The organism is Streptomyces sp. NPDC028368, assembly GCF_055565615.1.
The window spans coordinates 169,281-183,955 of the sequence record NZ_JBVHTY010000003.1 but is presented as its reverse complement, the minus strand read 5'-3'; the positions used below and the strand labels follow the sequence as shown (position 1 = coordinate 183,955).

Genomic DNA, 14,675 nt, shown 5'->3' with positions numbered 1-14,675 from the left:
AGGGGCCTGCGGGGGCAGCTCCCTCAGCCGCCCCTCAGCCGCCCCTCAGCCGCCGTCCCTCAGCCGCGCCCGGTCCGCCGCGGCCCTCCCCTCGTACCAGCCGTCCGCGTCCCGTACGCCGCGCAGCCGGACCGGGGCGGTGTCCGGGAAGAGGGCGCCGGTGGTCTCCTCGACGGCCAGTTCGCGGGCGGCGAGGACCGGGAGGAGGCCGGGGGCCGCGTCGGGGGACTCGGCGGTGGCGGCGGCCGTGGCGGCGGCGGTGGCCTCGGTCAGGCGGCCCCGGATGCGGTCCGCGTAGGCGACGAGGAAGGTCTGGCGGAAGTCGCGGGTGCGGCGGGAGCGGCCGCGGGCATGGTGGGCGTCGCCGGCGCGGTGCATCGCGCCGGTGGCCTGGAGGAGGAGCGAGGTGTAGAGCAACTCCGCGGCCTCCAGGTCGCCTTCGAAGCCGACGAGGGTGGAGAAGCCGATGTCGGCGGCCCAGACGGCCTGGCAGCGGTTGGCGGCCGCGACGGCGTCCAGGAGGAGCGCCTTGGCCTGTTCGTACGGCCCCTCGATGCCGATGCGGACCGCCGACGGACCGCCCGCCGGCCCGCCCCGGGAGCCGGCCGCGCTGTCCAGGAGCGCCTCGTCGATGCTGTGCCGGGCCATCAGCTCCTGCGCCTTGGCGGACAGCGCCTCCGCCTCCTCGGCGAAGTTCGTCGCCTCGGCCTTGGCGAGCAGGCCGCGGATACGCCCGAGCGCTCGGGAGGCGGCCGCGCCCCCGGCCGGTGCGGCGGGCGCCGGGGGCGGGGTCGGCAGCGGGGTGATCCGCGGCACCCGGGCGAGGGCGCGCAGGGCCGACAGGACGTCGTACGCGGTCTCGAAGCGGGAGGTACGACGGCGCCCGGCCAGCGCGTCGAGGTAGCCGCGGTCGGACTCCCACCAGACTTCGGCGCCGAGCCGCCGCAGCTGCTCGGCCCAGCGGGTGCCGCGCCGGGACCCGGCGGCCGGGGAGCGCGCCGCCTCGGCCGCCATCGCGTCCACGACCAGCACCGCCGGCGTCGCACCGGTCGCCTCGCGGCGCAGGAAACGTTCCAGGTCGGCGGGGTGCCAGCCGCCCGCCCAGCACTGCGCCACCCCGGCCGCGGCGGCCGCGACCACCGCCGCGCTCACCGCCTCCCAGCCGGCCGGTGCCGCGGCCAGCATCGAGGCGCCCGCCTCTATGGCGTCCTCGGCCGCCGGCCCGTCCGCCGCGTAACGGACACTGCCGAGCACGCTCCCGACCAGCTCATCGGCCTCCGAGGCCGCCCGCCCGCTCCGGCCCTGTCGTCCGCCGCTTGTGCTTCTGCCGTGCTCCGTCACCCGGTCAGGGTACGGACGGCGGTCCCGCCGGCGCTCCTCGGCCGTTGGCCGGGCGGTCGCGGCCGGCCTCGGGGGGCGATCCCCGCCTCGGGGACCGCGCTGTCGGTGTCCCGGCGGCGCACCGTACACAGCGACAACGCCCGGTGATGCCGCAATTACGGCATCACCGGGCGCCGGTCACTTCGGGTGGACCGGTTACTGCACCGCGCTACCGGCGACCCACTGGGACCAGTCCATGTTCCAGCCGTTGAGGCCGTTGTCCGGCTGGATGGTCTTGTCCCCGGAGTGGGTCACCTCGACGACGTCACCGATCTGCGAGTTCTGGAAGAACCACGCGGCGTCGGTGCCCGGGTCACCGGCGCCCCGGACGTCCTCGAGACCGATGCAGCCGTGGCTGGTGTTGGCGTGGCCGAAGATGCCCTTGCCCCAGTAGTTGCCGTGGATGAAGGTGCCGGACGTGGACAGGCGCATGGCGTGCGGCACGTCGGGGATGTCGTACTCGCCCTTGCCGTTCTTCTTGGCGAAGCCGACCGTGTTGCCGTTCATCCGGGTCTGCTGGAACTTCTCGGAGATGACCATCTTGCCGTTGTAGGTCGGGTGGTCCTTGGAGCCCGCCGAGATCGGAACGGTCCCGAGCTGCTTGCCGTCGCGGACCACGGTCATCTGATGTGTCTTGGCATCGACGGTGCTGACCTGCGAGTGGCCGACGGTGAAGCTGACGGTCTTGTTCTGGATGCCCTTGACGCCCGGCGAGGCCTCGACGTCGTTCAGGCCGAGCTGCATGGTGACCTGGGAGTTCGGCTTCCAGTATTCCTTGGGGCGGAAGTCCAGCCGCTTGTCGCCGAACCAGTGGCCGACGACCTGCTGATTGCTGCTGGACGCGACCTTGATCGCGGACTCCACGCGCTGCTTGTTCTCCACCGGCTTGTCGAAGTTGACCGACACCGGCATGCCCACGCCGACGGTCGAGCCGTCCTCGGGCGTGAAGCTGCCTATGAAGCTGTTCGTCGGGGAGACGGTGGTGAAGGTGGAGTTCTCGACCGCCTTGCGTCCCTTGGAGTCCACGGCATGGGCGGTGATCTTGTACGTCGTGGAGCGGGCCAGCGCCGTGTCGGGCTTCCAGGAGGAGCCGTCGGGGGACGTCGTGCCCGCGACGGTGGTCCCGGCGTTCACGGAGGTCATCGTGACGTCGGTGAGCTTGCCGCCGTCGGCCGTCACCTTGGCGTCGCTGTTGATGCCGGCGTCGGTCGCGCCATCCTTGGGCGCGATCTCGATCCTGGCCTGCGAGGCCTCCTTGGCGGCCGCGGCATCGACCTGCTGGGAGTTCTCGTGCTCGGGCTTCTTCGCGGCGTGGCTGCCGCCGCTGTCACCGTTGGCGCCGCCGCATGCCGCGAGGGTGAGGACACCCCCGAGCAGTGCGGCGCCGGCTATGACGCCCTTGCGACGATTACTGTCCGTTGTCACGCGTATCTCCATTACTACCGAACCCCAGAACTCCCGAGTCGATGAGTCGATCAGTGAAGCGATCAGTGAGCCGATCAGTTGAGCTGTCGATGTGTGGACGCAGGCATTCCGGCCGACGCCTTATGAACGTCTGTTCCTTTTGACCGTGTTCCACACCTGCGAAGAATGTGGCGGAGGCCACACAAACTGGATGCAACTCAGACGTTCTCACCCATGTAGGAGGCCCCCGTATGAAAGGTGACATACGGGGGCCGAGATGGATATGAGGTCGGTTACACAAGCGCGAACCGGGGCGGGATACGAGTGGGCGCGGGGGCGGGGGCGGGACCCGGTTCAGGCCTCCCCGGCCGCGTCGTCCGCGAGATCCCACTCCGCCGCGTCCCACTCGGCGTCCGGGTCGTAGTCGGTCATTTCCTCACTGCTCCACGAGGCGTGCGCGAGCTCGGTGCCCGGCACGGCCGTGACGAGATCGAACGGGTCGACCAGATGCGCCAGCGCCTCGGCCGGGTCCTCGCGGACCGTGTCCAGCGCCTGCTGGCGCTGATCGTCGGGGAGGGAGGGATCGCCGCCGACGTGGTCGAGGGCGGCGCCGGTCAGCCGGCCGGCGTCGGTGATCTCCATGACCAGTTCGACATGAAGCCGCACAAAACGTGATGTCTCACCATTGCTCATGAGACGGAGGGTAAGCACGTACGCGTCCCGACTTCCCCGCGACCCGCGGCGGTCACTAACATCTGCGGTCAACGGCCAATTCGCCGCACCCGCAAGGAGGATCGCCGGTGACCGCACGACGACCACTGCTGACCGCCGCTGCCGCGGGTTCGGTACTGCTCGCCCTGTGGTTCGTACCGTCCGCCCACGCCGGTGTGGAGGACGGCGGAGCGACCGGTTCCGGCCCCCGGGCGGCCGCGGCGGCCCGCCCCGGACAGGCGGCCGGCGCACGGGCGGCGGCCACCGTCACCCGGGACACCGCCGCCCCGCAACGCCTCCTCGCCGACACCGGCTCCCCCGACACCACGCCGTATGTGGTCGGCGGCGCCGCCTGCCTCACGCTCGGTGCGGGGCTGGTCGGCTATTCCACCCGACGCTCCGTCAGGCCAGCTTCCCGGTAACCGACTCCACGGCCTCGACCAGCTTTCCGGCCCGTACAAAGGCATACGCGCCTTCCAGGTCGGGCGCCAGGAACCGGTCCTCGCCCGGCCCCTCGACGCCCGCGGCCCGTACGGCGTCCAGCACCGCGAGGGTGGCGGGGGCCGCCGTCAGCCCGTCGCGCATCTCGATGGCGCGGGTCGCGGCGTAGAGCTCGACGGCGATGATCCGGGTCAGGTTGTCGACCGCGGTGCGCAGCTTGCGCGCCGCCGACCAGCCCATCGAGACATGGTCCTCCTGCATCGCGGAGGACGGGATGGAGTCCACCGAGGCGGGCGCGGCCAGCCGCTTCAGCTCGCTGACCAGGGCGGCCTGGGTGTACTGGGCGATCATCAGGCCCGAGTCGACGCCCGGGTCACCGGCCAGGAAGGCGGGCAGCCCGTGCGAGCGGTTCTTGTCCAGGAGGCGGTCGGTACGGCGCTCGGCGATGGAGCCGAGGTCGGCGGCGGCGATGGCGAGGAAGTCCAGGACGTAGGCGACCGGCGCGCCGTGGAAGTTGCCGTTGGACTCGACGCGGCCGTCCGGGAGGACGACGGGGTTGTCGACCGCCGACGCCAGCTCGCGGTCGGCGACCAGGCGGGCGTGGTCGAGGGTGTCCCGGCCGGCGCCGGCGACCTGCGGGGCGCAGCGGATGGAGTAGGCGTCCTGGACGCGCGGGGCGTCGTCCTGGTGGTGGCCGGTGAAGCCCGAACCGGCCAGCACCTTCAGCATGTTGGCGGCCGAGGCGGCCTGGCCGGGGTGCGGGCGGATGGCGTGCAGCTCGGGGGCGAGGACCCGGTCCGAGCCGAGCAGCGCCTCCAGGGAGAGGGCCGCGGTGATGTCGGCGGAGGTGAACAGCCGGGTGAGGTCGGCGCAGGCCATGACGAGCATGCCGAGCATGCCGTCGGTGCCGTTGAGCAGGGCCAGGCCCTCCTTCTCGCGCAGCTCGACGGGTGCGATGCCGTGGGCGGCCAGCAGCTCGCCGGCGGGCCGTACGACGCCGTCGGGGCCCTCGGCGTCGCCCTCGCCGAGCAGCGTCAGCGCGCAGTGCGAGAGCGGCGCGAGGTCGCCGGAACAGCCCAGCGAGCCGTACTCGTGGACGACGGGCGTGATGCCGGCGTTGAGTATCGCGGCCATCGTCTCGACGACCACCGGGCGCACGCCGGTACGGCCCGAGGCCAGCGTCTTCAGGCGCAGGAACATCAGCGCGCGGACGACCTCGCGCTCGACCCGCGGGCCCATTCCGGCCGCGTGCGAGCGCACGATGTTGCGCTGGAGCTGGGCGCGCAGCTCGGGGCTGATGTGGCGTACGGCCAGGGCGCCGAAGCCCGTCGATACGCCGTAGACGGGCTCGGGCTTGGCGGCGAGGTCGTCGATGAAGGCGCGGGAGGCCGCGACGGCCGCCAGGGTCTCCTGGGGCAGCTCGATCCGGGCCTCACCGCGGGCCACCGCGATGACGTCCTGTGCGGTTGTGCCGGACGTCCCCAGCACCACAGTGTGCATATCCATATTCAGGCACCCTAGAGACTGAATCGCCGGATGTCACGACCGGATGTGTCACCACCAGATTACGGACTCACCCCTTACCCGGAGCGACCGCAGGGCCACCGCCTCACCGCCGGAACCGCCGCCGCTCCGGCCCCCGCCGCGGCTCCGGGGTGTCCGCGAGCCGTACGACCGGATCGTCGGGGCCGCCGTGCCGCCCGGCGATCACCGGCTCGCCCGCCCGCGCCGCCTTGGCGCGGTACTGCGCCGCATCCGCGAGCCGGAAGAGGCGCCGGGCGCTGTGCACAGGACCGATCGGGTCACCGGTCGAGGCGACCCCGACCGCGACCCCGTCACCGAGGTCCAACTCCCCTACTCGCACGCACAGTTCACCCGCCACTTTGACCACCTCGTCGGACGACGGACCGACCGAGAGCAGACAGAACTCGTCGCCGCCGAGCCGGGCCGCGAGAGTGCCGGGCAGTATCGCGCCGCAGAGGGAGAGCACCGAGCCGAACCGTTCCAGCAGCCGGTCGCCGACCGCGTGGCCCTGCGAGTCGTTCACCGCCTTCAGCCCGTTGAGATCGCACACCACCAGGCTGACCACCGCGCCGTGCCGGCGGTGCAGCTCCAGCGCCTCGTCCAGCCGCAGGTCCACGGCGCGGCGGTTGGCGAGACCGGTCAGCGCGTCGGTGAAGGCGAGCCGGCGGGCCTCCGCCAGGCGCTCGGTCTGGGCGACCCCGGCGGCCGTCACGGCCGCGAGCACGGTGGCGAAATCGGCGTCCGGACGGCCGAAGACCGGCTCCCCGGTGCGCCGCGCGACATACAGCTCGCCCCACGCCCGTCCGTGCAGCACCAGCGGCGCGACCACACAGCAGCCGCGCCCGCGCCGGCGCAGCGCGGCCACCCGCTGAGGGTTGCCGTGGCCCTCGCCGTACGACCCCTCAGCGGTCTCCACCCAGGCGCCGACCTCGCCGCCGCCGGCCCCCTGTGCGGACAGAAAGCCGACGATCTCCGGGAACTCGTGCACCGGGTACGTCTCGTCGTCCGGGAACTCCCGCTCCCCCGCGGCGAGTTCGCCGACATTGACCAGTACGCGCAGCGTGCCCAGCTCGCGCTCCCAGGTGGAGATCGCCGCGAACGAGCCGCCCAGGGCCTGGCACGCACCCAGGGCGGCGGCGCGGGCCGATTCGCGTGGCGTGTGCGCGGCCGCCATCGCCTGCGCCAGCTCCACCACTGCCCGCAGCCTCACATCGCCGTCGGCCTCGCCCGTCACCGGATCCTCACATTCCGTCACCGTGAGCACACCCTGTACTACAGCGTAGGAATGTTTAACCCTCTTCGCCCCTTTCAGGTCGTGTTGCATCGAGCGGCGCACCCCGCGGCGGCGTGGGCCGGGGCAGGAGCCGTTGCTGGTTGCGCTCAATGGCCCAGGGGCGGCGCCGGGTCACTCCCCCGGCCAGTTGGGGTCCCGCTTCTCGTTGAACGCCGCCACGCCCTCCGCCCGGTCCCCGGAGAACGCCACGCTGCGCCAGGCGCCGTCCTCCAGCTCCAGGCCCGCCCGCAGGTCCAGGCCGTGCCCCAGCCGCATGGCCTTCTTGGCCGCTCGCAGCCCGACCGGCGAGTTACGGGCGATCCGGGCCGCCAGCGCCAGCGCCTGAGCCCGGCCCTCCCCCTCGGCGACCAGCTGATCCACCAGCCCCAGCTCCGCGGCCTCGGCGGCCGGCACCCGGCGCGCGGTGAACACCAGCTCCGCCGCCCTGGCGGCACCCACCCGGCGCGGCAGCAGCTGGGTGCCCCCGCCGCCGGGGATGACCCCCACCGACACCTCCGGCAGCCCGACCACCGCGCTGCCGTCCGCGACGATCAGATCGCAGGCCAGCGCCAGCTCGAAGCCGCCGCCCAGCGCGAAGCCGTGCACGGCGGCGATGGTGGGCATCGGCAGCTCCAGGACCCCGGTGTAGGCGGCCCGGGTGCGCGGGCGCTGGCGCATCAGGTCGGCGTCCGAGAAGGAGTTGCGTTCCTTGAGGTCCGCGCCCACGCAGAACGCCCGCTCATGGGTGGAGCTGAGGACCACGGCCCGTACGGACCTGTCGGCGGCCAGCTCGGCGCACGCCTGCGCCAGCGCGTCGGCCATCGCCGTGGAGACCGCGTTCATGGCCTTGGGCCGGTCCATGACCAGCTCCGCCACGAAGCCGTGCCGCTCGACTGCGACCCAGCCCTCTTCGCCGAACCGCCGCATCTCGCCGTCCACGCAGCCCTCCATACAGCCCTCCCGGTTAACGACCGTTGACCTGACCTGACCGGCAGGATCATTTCAGGTACGGGGCCGTACGAACAGGAGGGGCGACCGTACGAAGAGGTGGGGCCGTACGAGCAGGAAGGGGCCGTAGGGGACGGCGAACAGCCCCGTCCGCCCACCGGCCGGCCTCAGCCCCGGCGGCTCAGCAGCCAGGGCTCGATGACGCCCAGCCCGCGCACCGGCCGCTGCCACATCGGCTGCAGGGCGAAGCGGTAGGACGGCGGGGTCTCGCCGGTGCCTTCCTCGGCGGCCTTTTCCGCGGCCGCGGCGTCCGCCTCGGAGACCGGCGCCTCGCCCGTACGGCCCAGCTCCTCCGCGAACGCCTCGTCCACCAGCACGGTGTCCTTGGGCGCTATCGACGTGAGCCGGCTGGCCAGGTTGACGGTCGTACCGAAGACATCGCCCATCCGGGTGGTGACCGTGCCGAAGGCGATGCCGACCCGCAGCTCCGGCATCGTCTCGTCGTGGGTCATGGTCTCGATCAGCCGCAGCCCGATCTCCGCCGCGGTGCCCGCGTCATCGGCCGCGAAGAGGACCTCGTCGCCGAGCGTCTTGATCAGTCGGCCGCCGTGCGCGGCCACCAGGTCGGCACAGGTGGTCTCGAACGCCTCCACCAGCTCGCCCAGTTCCTCCTCCTCCAGGCGGCGGGTCAGTCGGGTGAAGCCCACCAGGTCCGCGAAGCCGACGGCCAGCCGGCGGTCGACCATCTCGGCGTCGTCCTGGGCCTGGACGACCCGGCCGGTGGCCGCGGCCAGCTGCCGCCGCCAGACGTAGACCAAGAACTCCTCCAGCTCGGGGAGCAGCAGCTCGACCAGCGGATAGGTGATCTCGGTGCGGGTCAGACCGGTGTCCTGGGGCTCGGTCAGGCCCTCCAGGAAGGAGTCGATCTGCCAGTCGGCGAGGCGGGCGGTGGTCTGGCCGGTGGAGCGGGCGACCTGTACGGCCATCGCCTCGCTCAGCAGTCCCGCCTCGACCAGACCGGCCAGGCGCCGCAGCGCCAGCACATCGGCTTCGGTCAGCGCCTTGACCTGGCCGATGTCGGCGAAGCCCATGGCGCGCCAGAAGCGGGCCGCGAGGTCCATCGAGACGCCGGCGCTACGGGCCGCCTGGAACGGCGTGTAGCGGCGGTCGGCGCCGAGGATGAGTTGTTCGAGGCGGATGGCGAGGGGCCCGTCGGGCGAAGCGGCTGCCTCGTCGTCCGGGCCGGTGACCTCGTCGTCCGGGCCGGTGGCCTCGTCGCTCGTCGGGGCGGCGCCCGAGTCGTCGGCGGTCACCGCATGCTCCCTGTCCGGTCCCTGCGCACTGCCCTTCCGATCACTTCTCGCCCAAGGCCCGCTCCACGGCGGACCGCCCCAACGATACGGCAGGTGTGCTCTGGCTCACTCTCACATGATGCCGCTGACCACGGAAGAGGCGGTTTCACCCCGGCGCGCCGGGGTGCGCCGAGGGCCGCCGTGACCTGGCGGGGAGCGCCGCGCCGCGCCTCACCCGGCGGCCCGGAGCCGCCGCCCTCTCAGGTCGCCCGCAGATGCACGATGTCGCCCGCCGCCACCGGCTGCTGCACTCCGTCCGCGGTCGCCAGGATCAGCCGGCCGTCGCCGTCGATGGCCACCGCCTCGCCGAGGAGCTCGGCGTCGCCGGGCAGTTCGGCCCGTACGGAGCGGCCCAGGGTCGCGCAGCCGGCCGCGTAGGCCTCCTGGAGGCGGCTGGCCGCGGGGTCGCCGACGGCGTCCTGCCACTTGGCGTACCAGTGCTCCAGCGAGCGCAGTACGGCGCGCAGCAGCGGGTCCCGGTCGGTGCTGCGCGCGCCCGCCAGCGCGAGCGAGCCCGCGGTGGGCACCGGCAGTTCGCCGGCGCGGAGGGAGACGTTCAGCCCGATACCGATGACGACGCCGTCCCCGGCGCGTTCGGCGAGGATGCCGCCGGTCTTGCGCTCGGCGCCGTCCACCGTGACGAGGAGGTCGTTGGGCCACTTCAGCGTCGTATCGACGCCTGCGGAGCGGGCGAGGGCGGCGGCGGTGGCCACGCCGGTGAGCAGCGGCAGCCAGCCCCAGCGCGCCATCGGGACGCGGGGCGTGAGGTAGACGGAGAAGAAGAGCCCGGAGCGCGGCGGCGCCGACCAGCGGCGGTCCAGCCGTCCGCGGCCGGCCGACTGCTCCTCGGCGATCAGGACGGCGCCCTCGGCCACCTCCCCCTTGGCCGCGCGCCGGGCGAGGTCGGTGTTGGTGGAGCCGGTGGCGGCGACCACGTCCAGGGAGGTCCACAGCGATCCGGGGCGCAGCAGGGCCCGGCGCAGGGCGGGCTCGCTCAGCGGCGGGCGTTCCAGATCGGACCAGCGGCCTGCGTCTTTGTCCTGGTTTCCCGGTGGTTGAGGCGTCATGGGGCCAGCCTAGGTGTGGTCAACGACGCAGTGCCGCAGAGCAGTCCCGCCGATACGCTACGAGTCGGTAGCCACACCCGTACCGCCCTCAGTACGAGCACCAGTCCAGGACGAGCAGGAGCCGCATCCCGATGTCCGAACCGGAAGCAACCGCTTTGAACATTTCAGGCAGCCATACCACCGCGGGCAAACTGGCGGATCTGCAGCGGCGGGTCGAAGAGGCCACGCATGCCGGATCCGCCCGCGCGGTGGAAAAGCAGCATGCGAAGGGGAAGCTGACGGCGCGTGAGCGCATCGGTCTGCTTCTGGACGAGGGCTCGTTCGTCGAGCTGGACGAGTTCGCGCGGCACCGGTCGACGAATTTCGGGATCGAGAAGAACCGTCCGTACGGCGACGGTGTCGTCACCGGTTACGGCACCGTCGACGGCCGTCCCGTCTGCGTCTACTCGCAGGACTTCACGATCTTCGGCGGGTCGCTGGGCGAGGTCTACGGCGAGAAGATCGTCAAGGTGATGGACTTCGCGCTGAAGAACGGCTGTCCGGTCGTCGGTATCAACGACGGCGGCGGGGCCCGTATCCAGGAGGGCGTGGTCGCGCTCGGCCTGTTCGCCGAGATCTTCCGCCGCAATGTGCATGCGTCGGGTGTCGTCCCGCAGATCTCGCTGATCGTCGGCCCGTGTGCGGGTGGCGCGGTGTACTCCCCGGCCATCACCGACTTCACCGTGATGGTCGACCAGACCTCCCACATGTTCATCACCGGCCCCGACGTCATCAAGACCGTCACCGGTGAGGATGTCGGCTTCGAGGAGCTGGGCGGCGCCCGTACGCACAACACCACCTCCGGTGTGGCGCACCACATGGCGGGCGACGAGAAGGACGCCATCGAGTACGTCAAGGGCCTGCTGTCCTACCTGCCGTCCAACAACCTCTCCGAGCCGCCCGCCTTCCCGGAGGAGGCGGATCTGGAGGTCTCGGACGCGGACCGTGAGCTGGACACGTTGATCCCGGACTCGGCCAACCAGCCGTATGACATGCACACTGCGATCGAGCATGTCCTGGACGACAACGAATTCCTCGAGACCCAGGCCATGTTCGCGCCGAACATCCTCACCGGCTTCGGCCGCGTCGAGGGGCATTCGGTCGGCATCGTCGCCAACCAGCCGATGCAGTTCGCCGGCTGCCTGGACATCAACGCCAGCGAGAAGGCCGCGCGGTTCGTGCGCACCTGCGACGCCTACAACATCCCGGTGCTGACATTCGTGGACGTTCCGGGCTTCCTGCCGGGAACGGACCAGGAGTACGACGGGATCATCCGCCGCGGCGCCAAGCTGATCTACGCCTACGCCGAGGCGACCGTCCCGCTGATCACCGTCATCACCCGCAAGGCGTTCGGTGGCGCCTACGACGTCATGGGCTCCAAGCACCTGGGCGCGGACCTCAACCTCGCCTGGCCGACCGCCCAGATCGCCGTCATGGGCGCGCAGGGCGCGGTCAACATCCTGCACCGCCGGACGCTGGCCGCGATCGAGGACCCGGCCGCGCAGGACGCCCGCCGCCAGGAGCTGATCCAGGAGTACGAGGACGCCCTGCTCAACCCGTACGTCGCGGCCGAGCGCGGCTACGTCGACGCGGTGATCATGCCGTCCGAGACCCGCCGCCACATCGTCCGCGGGCTGCGCACCCTGCGCAACAAGCGCGAGGCGCTGCCGCCGAAGAAGCACGGCAACATCCCGCTCTAGGAGGTCGGTCCACGATGATCAAGGTCGTACGGGGCAACCCCACGCCCGAGGAGCTGGCCGCCGCACTGGCGGTGGTCCGGGCACGGGCGGTGGCCGCCGCTGCCGCCGCCCCCACGGGAGAGGCTCCCGGGAACGAGTGGTCGGACCCCGCGTCCACGATCCCGGCCCGCTCCCGGGTGCCGCACCCGGGGCCGCGCGCCTGGCGCACCAGCTATTGGCCGCACTGATTCCGTACGTCGGGGTGAGCCGGGGCAGGAGCCGTTGTCGGTTGCTGTTGACGCTGTGGTCGCGGTGGCCGTTCGACGTGTCGATGGGTTACCGCGGATCCCGCGGCGCGGCCGGTGTGAGGTGCGTCGCACCGCCCCGCAGCCTCCCCCGCAGGATCGGTGCATTGTGCACTGACTAGTCCCTCGCGCCGCGGCGCCTGAGTACGCGTACTCAGGCGCCGCCGCCACGACGGGCGCAGGATCGGTTGCATGCTGTGGTCAGACCCGCCCGACGAGCCGCCCGAGGAGCTGCGTGAGGCGCAGAAAAAGCTCCGCCGGATGGGCATCGTGCTCGCCATAGCCGCCGTGAGTCTGATGTTCCTGATCGCCTGGAGATAGCGCTCCGCCGGCCCGGGGACCGTCCGGTAGGGAACCTCGGCCGCCTCTCGCGCATCTTTCTCCCCCGAAGAGTGCAATTCGGGCACGTACCGGCGCGTTCGGACGCGGGAGACCGGCGGGCCCCCGGGGAGTGGGGAAGCGTTGAACAGACCGTTGCGGCACATAGCCGTCTTCTGCGGGGTGCTGGTCCTCGCCCTGCTGGGCCGGGTGACCTGGGTCCAGTTCGTCAAGGGCAACGAGCTCGCCGACGACCCGTACAACCGCCGCGTCAAGATCGAGGCGTTCTCCTACCCGCGGGGCAACATCATCGTCGGCGGCAAACCGGTCACCGGCTCCGTGGCGACCGACGGCGACTTCAAGTACAAGCGGACCTTCAAGTACGGCCCGATGTACGCGCCGATCACCGGCTACGCCTCGCAGGCGCAGGGCGAGAGCATGCTCGAGGGCGTCTACAAGAAGGTGCTCAGCGGCAAGGACGACCGGCTCCTGCTCCACCGCGCGAAAAGCATCCTGACCGGCGAGAAGCCGCGCGGCGGCGACGTCATCACCACCATCGACGAGAAGGCGCAGAAGGCCGCCTACAAGGGGCTCACCGACCTGCACGCCCGCGGCGCCGTGGTCGCCCTCGACCCGCGCACCGGCCGGATCCTCGCGCTGGCCAGCACCCCGTCGTACGACCCGTCCTCCTTCGCCGGCCTGTCCCTCGCGGAGGGCAAGAAGTACCTGGCGCTGGACGCCGACAAGAGCAAGCCGATGAACAACCGGGCGCTGCGCGAGATCTATCCGCCCGGCTCCACCTTCAAGATCCTCACCGCGGCCGCGGCCCTGGAACACGGCGCCGTCACCGACATCAACGCCTCCTCCGGCGCCCCCGCCCCGTACACCCTTCCCCAGACCCACACCCAGGTCGGCAACGACGTCGTCGGCGCCCCCTGCGACAAGGCCTCGATGAAGACCGGCATGCAGTGGTCCTGCAACAACGTCTTCCTGGACGCGGCCCACAGGCTGGGTACGGACAAGATGCGCGAGACGGCCGAGAAGTTCGGCTTCAACAAAGAGCAGTTCACCCCCGTCCGGTCCGTCGCCAGCGGCTACCCCGCCAAGCTCGACCAGCCGCAGACCGCGCTGACCGGCATGGGCCAGGGCAGCCTGACCAGCACCCCGCTCCAGATGGCCATGGTCGTCGCCGGGATCGCCAACAACGGCAAGGTGATGAAGCCGTACATGGTCGACGAGCTGCAGGGGCCCGGCATGTCCACCCTCGAGAAGTTCGAGCCGACGCCGCTGAACCCGGAGGACCCGCAGGCCGTCTCCGAGGACACCGCCAAGAAGGTGCAGGAGATGATGGAGTACACCGTCTCGGACGGCACCGCCGAAAAGGCGAAGATCGACGGGGTGACGGTCGGCGGCAAGACCGGCACGGCCCAGCACGGCGCGAACGTCAACGACGAACGCCCCTACGCCTGGTTCGTCTCCTACGCCAAGCAGAGCGACGGCAGCTCGCCGGTCGCGGTGGCCGTCTTCGTCGACCCCAAGGACATGGACATCCCCCGCGAGCAGATCGCGGGCGGCAAACTGGGCGGCCCGATCGCGAAGGCGGTCATGGAGGCGGTGCTGAAGAAGTCCTGAGGACTCCTGGAGAAGTCCGGGAGCCGGAGCGGCGCGCAGGCCCCGCCCCGTCCTCCGTACGATGGCGGACATGACCTCTGCGCCCCACCTCCACCACCACCCCGAGCCCGACCCGCGCGCCCGCCGCCTCGTCCTCGCCTCCCAGTCCCCCGCCCGCCTGGGCCTGCTCCAGCAGGCGGGGCTGGCGCCCGAGGTCATCGTCAGCGGCGTCGACGAGGACGCGCTGACCGCCGCCACGCCCGGCGAGCTGGCCCGCGTCCTGGCCGAGGCGAAGGCCGCCGCGGTCGCCGCCCGCCCGGAGACGGCGGGCGCGCTGGTCATCGGCTGCGACTCGGTCCTGGAACTGGACGGCCGCGCCCTGGGCAAGCCCGCCGACGCGGAGGACGCCACCGCCCGCTGGAAGTCCATGCGCGGCCGCTCCGGCATCCTGCAGACCGGCCACTGCGTCATCGATACGGCGACGGGCCGCGAGGTCTCCGCCACCGCCGCCACCACCGTCCGCTTCGGCGACCCCAGCGACACCGAGATCGCCGCCTACGTCGAAAGCGGCGAACCGCTCTTCGTCGCGGGCGCCTTCACCCTCGACGGCCGCTCGGCCCCTT

General features: G+C 71.9%; 14 protein-coding genes. 6 read left to right on the top strand and 8 right to left on the bottom strand.

What is annotated here, in order from left to right; all coding sequences use genetic code 11:
* Positions 1-45 precede the first annotated feature (45 nt).
* The 3 genes from ACZ4S3_RS07885 to ACZ4S3_RS07875 all read right to left on the bottom strand — a co-directional run bounded on the left by ACZ4S3_RS07885 (position 46) and on the right by ACZ4S3_RS07875 (position 3,477).
* A complete protein-coding gene (locus ACZ4S3_RS07885; protein WP_467929631.1) occupies positions 46-1,254 on the bottom strand; it encodes a DUF2786 domain-containing protein in 1,209 nt (402 codons plus the stop codon).
* 282 nt (positions 1,255-1,536) lie between these two features.
* Positions 1,537-2,817: a L,D-transpeptidase gene (locus tag ACZ4S3_RS07880; protein WP_467927927.1), complete on the bottom strand. Its 1,281-nt coding sequence runs from the start codon at positions 2,815-2,817 to the stop codon at positions 1,537-1,539.
* A 321-nt stretch (positions 2,818-3,138) separates the two neighbouring features.
* A complete protein-coding gene (locus ACZ4S3_RS07875; protein ID WP_467927923.1) occupies positions 3,139-3,477 on the bottom strand; it encodes a hypothetical protein in 339 nt (112 codons plus the stop codon).
* A gap of 107 nt (positions 3,478-3,584) precedes the next feature.
* Between ACZ4S3_RS07875 and ACZ4S3_RS07870 the strand changes: the two genes are divergently transcribed.
* Positions 3,585-3,917 carry a hypothetical protein gene (locus ACZ4S3_RS07870; RefSeq protein ID WP_467927921.1) on the top strand — a complete coding sequence of 111 codons (333 nt, stop codon included), beginning with the start codon at positions 3,585-3,587 and terminating at the stop codon, positions 3,915-3,917.
* On the opposite strand, the gene hutH is transcribed toward ACZ4S3_RS07870, so the two are convergent.
* The 5 genes from hutH to ACZ4S3_RS07845 form a co-directional block, all read right to left on the bottom strand.
* Positions 3,898-5,442 carry a histidine ammonia-lyase gene (hutH, locus tag ACZ4S3_RS07865; RefSeq protein ID WP_467927918.1) on the bottom strand — a complete coding sequence of 515 codons (1,545 nt, stop codon included), beginning with the start codon at positions 5,440-5,442 and terminating at the stop codon, positions 3,898-3,900. The genes ACZ4S3_RS07870 and hutH overlap by 20 nt on opposite strands.
* A 103-nt stretch (positions 5,443-5,545) precedes the next feature.
* Entirely contained in the window at positions 5,546-6,634 is a 1,089-nt protein-coding gene (locus ACZ4S3_RS07860; RefSeq protein ID WP_467929628.1) for a GGDEF domain-containing protein, read from the bottom strand.
* A gap of 231 nt (positions 6,635-6,865) precedes the next feature.
* Complete coding sequence (locus ACZ4S3_RS07855) at positions 6,866-7,660, bottom strand: enoyl-CoA hydratase/isomerase family protein (protein WP_467929624.1); 795 nt, start codon at positions 7,658-7,660, stop codon at positions 6,866-6,868.
* Between the two features lie 188 nt (positions 7,661-7,848).
* Positions 7,849-8,994 (bottom strand): adenylate/guanylate cyclase domain-containing protein, encoded by a 1,146-nt coding sequence (locus ACZ4S3_RS07850; RefSeq protein ID WP_467927913.1) that lies wholly within the window; start codon positions 8,992-8,994, stop codon positions 7,849-7,851.
* 239 nt (positions 8,995-9,233) lie between these two features.
* Positions 9,234-10,100: a biotin--[acetyl-CoA-carboxylase] ligase gene (locus tag ACZ4S3_RS07845; RefSeq protein ID WP_467927908.1), complete on the bottom strand. Its 867-nt coding sequence runs from the start codon at positions 10,098-10,100 to the stop codon at positions 9,234-9,236.
* Between the two features lie 131 nt (positions 10,101-10,231).
* Here ACZ4S3_RS07845 and ACZ4S3_RS07840 point away from each other — a divergent pair, with 131 nt between their 5' ends.
* The 5 genes from ACZ4S3_RS07840 to ACZ4S3_RS07820 all read left to right on the top strand — a co-directional run.
* Positions 10,232-11,839, top strand: coding sequence for an acyl-CoA carboxylase subunit beta (locus ACZ4S3_RS07840; protein WP_467927903.1), 1,608 nt, complete (start codon positions 10,232-10,234; stop codon positions 11,837-11,839).
* A gap of 14 nt (positions 11,840-11,853) precedes the next feature.
* A complete protein-coding gene (locus ACZ4S3_RS07835) occupies positions 11,854-12,066 on the top strand; it encodes an acyl-CoA carboxylase epsilon subunit (RefSeq protein WP_467927900.1) in 213 nt (70 codons plus the stop codon).
* 249 nt (positions 12,067-12,315) lie between these two features.
* A complete protein-coding gene (mmpB, locus tag ACZ4S3_RS07830; protein WP_467927896.1) occupies positions 12,316-12,444 on the top strand; it encodes a morphogenic membrane protein MmpB in 129 nt (42 codons plus the stop codon).
* A gap of 141 nt (positions 12,445-12,585) precedes the next feature.
* Positions 12,586-14,073, top strand: a complete 1,488-nt coding sequence (locus tag ACZ4S3_RS07825; RefSeq protein WP_467927891.1) for a peptidoglycan D,D-transpeptidase FtsI family protein — start codon at positions 12,586-12,588, stop codon at positions 14,071-14,073.
* Positions 14,074-14,143: 70 nt separating this feature from the next.
* Positions 14,144-14,675: nucleoside triphosphate pyrophosphatase (locus tag ACZ4S3_RS07820; protein ID WP_467927887.1), on the top strand; the 532-nt coding region annotated here is incomplete at its 3' end.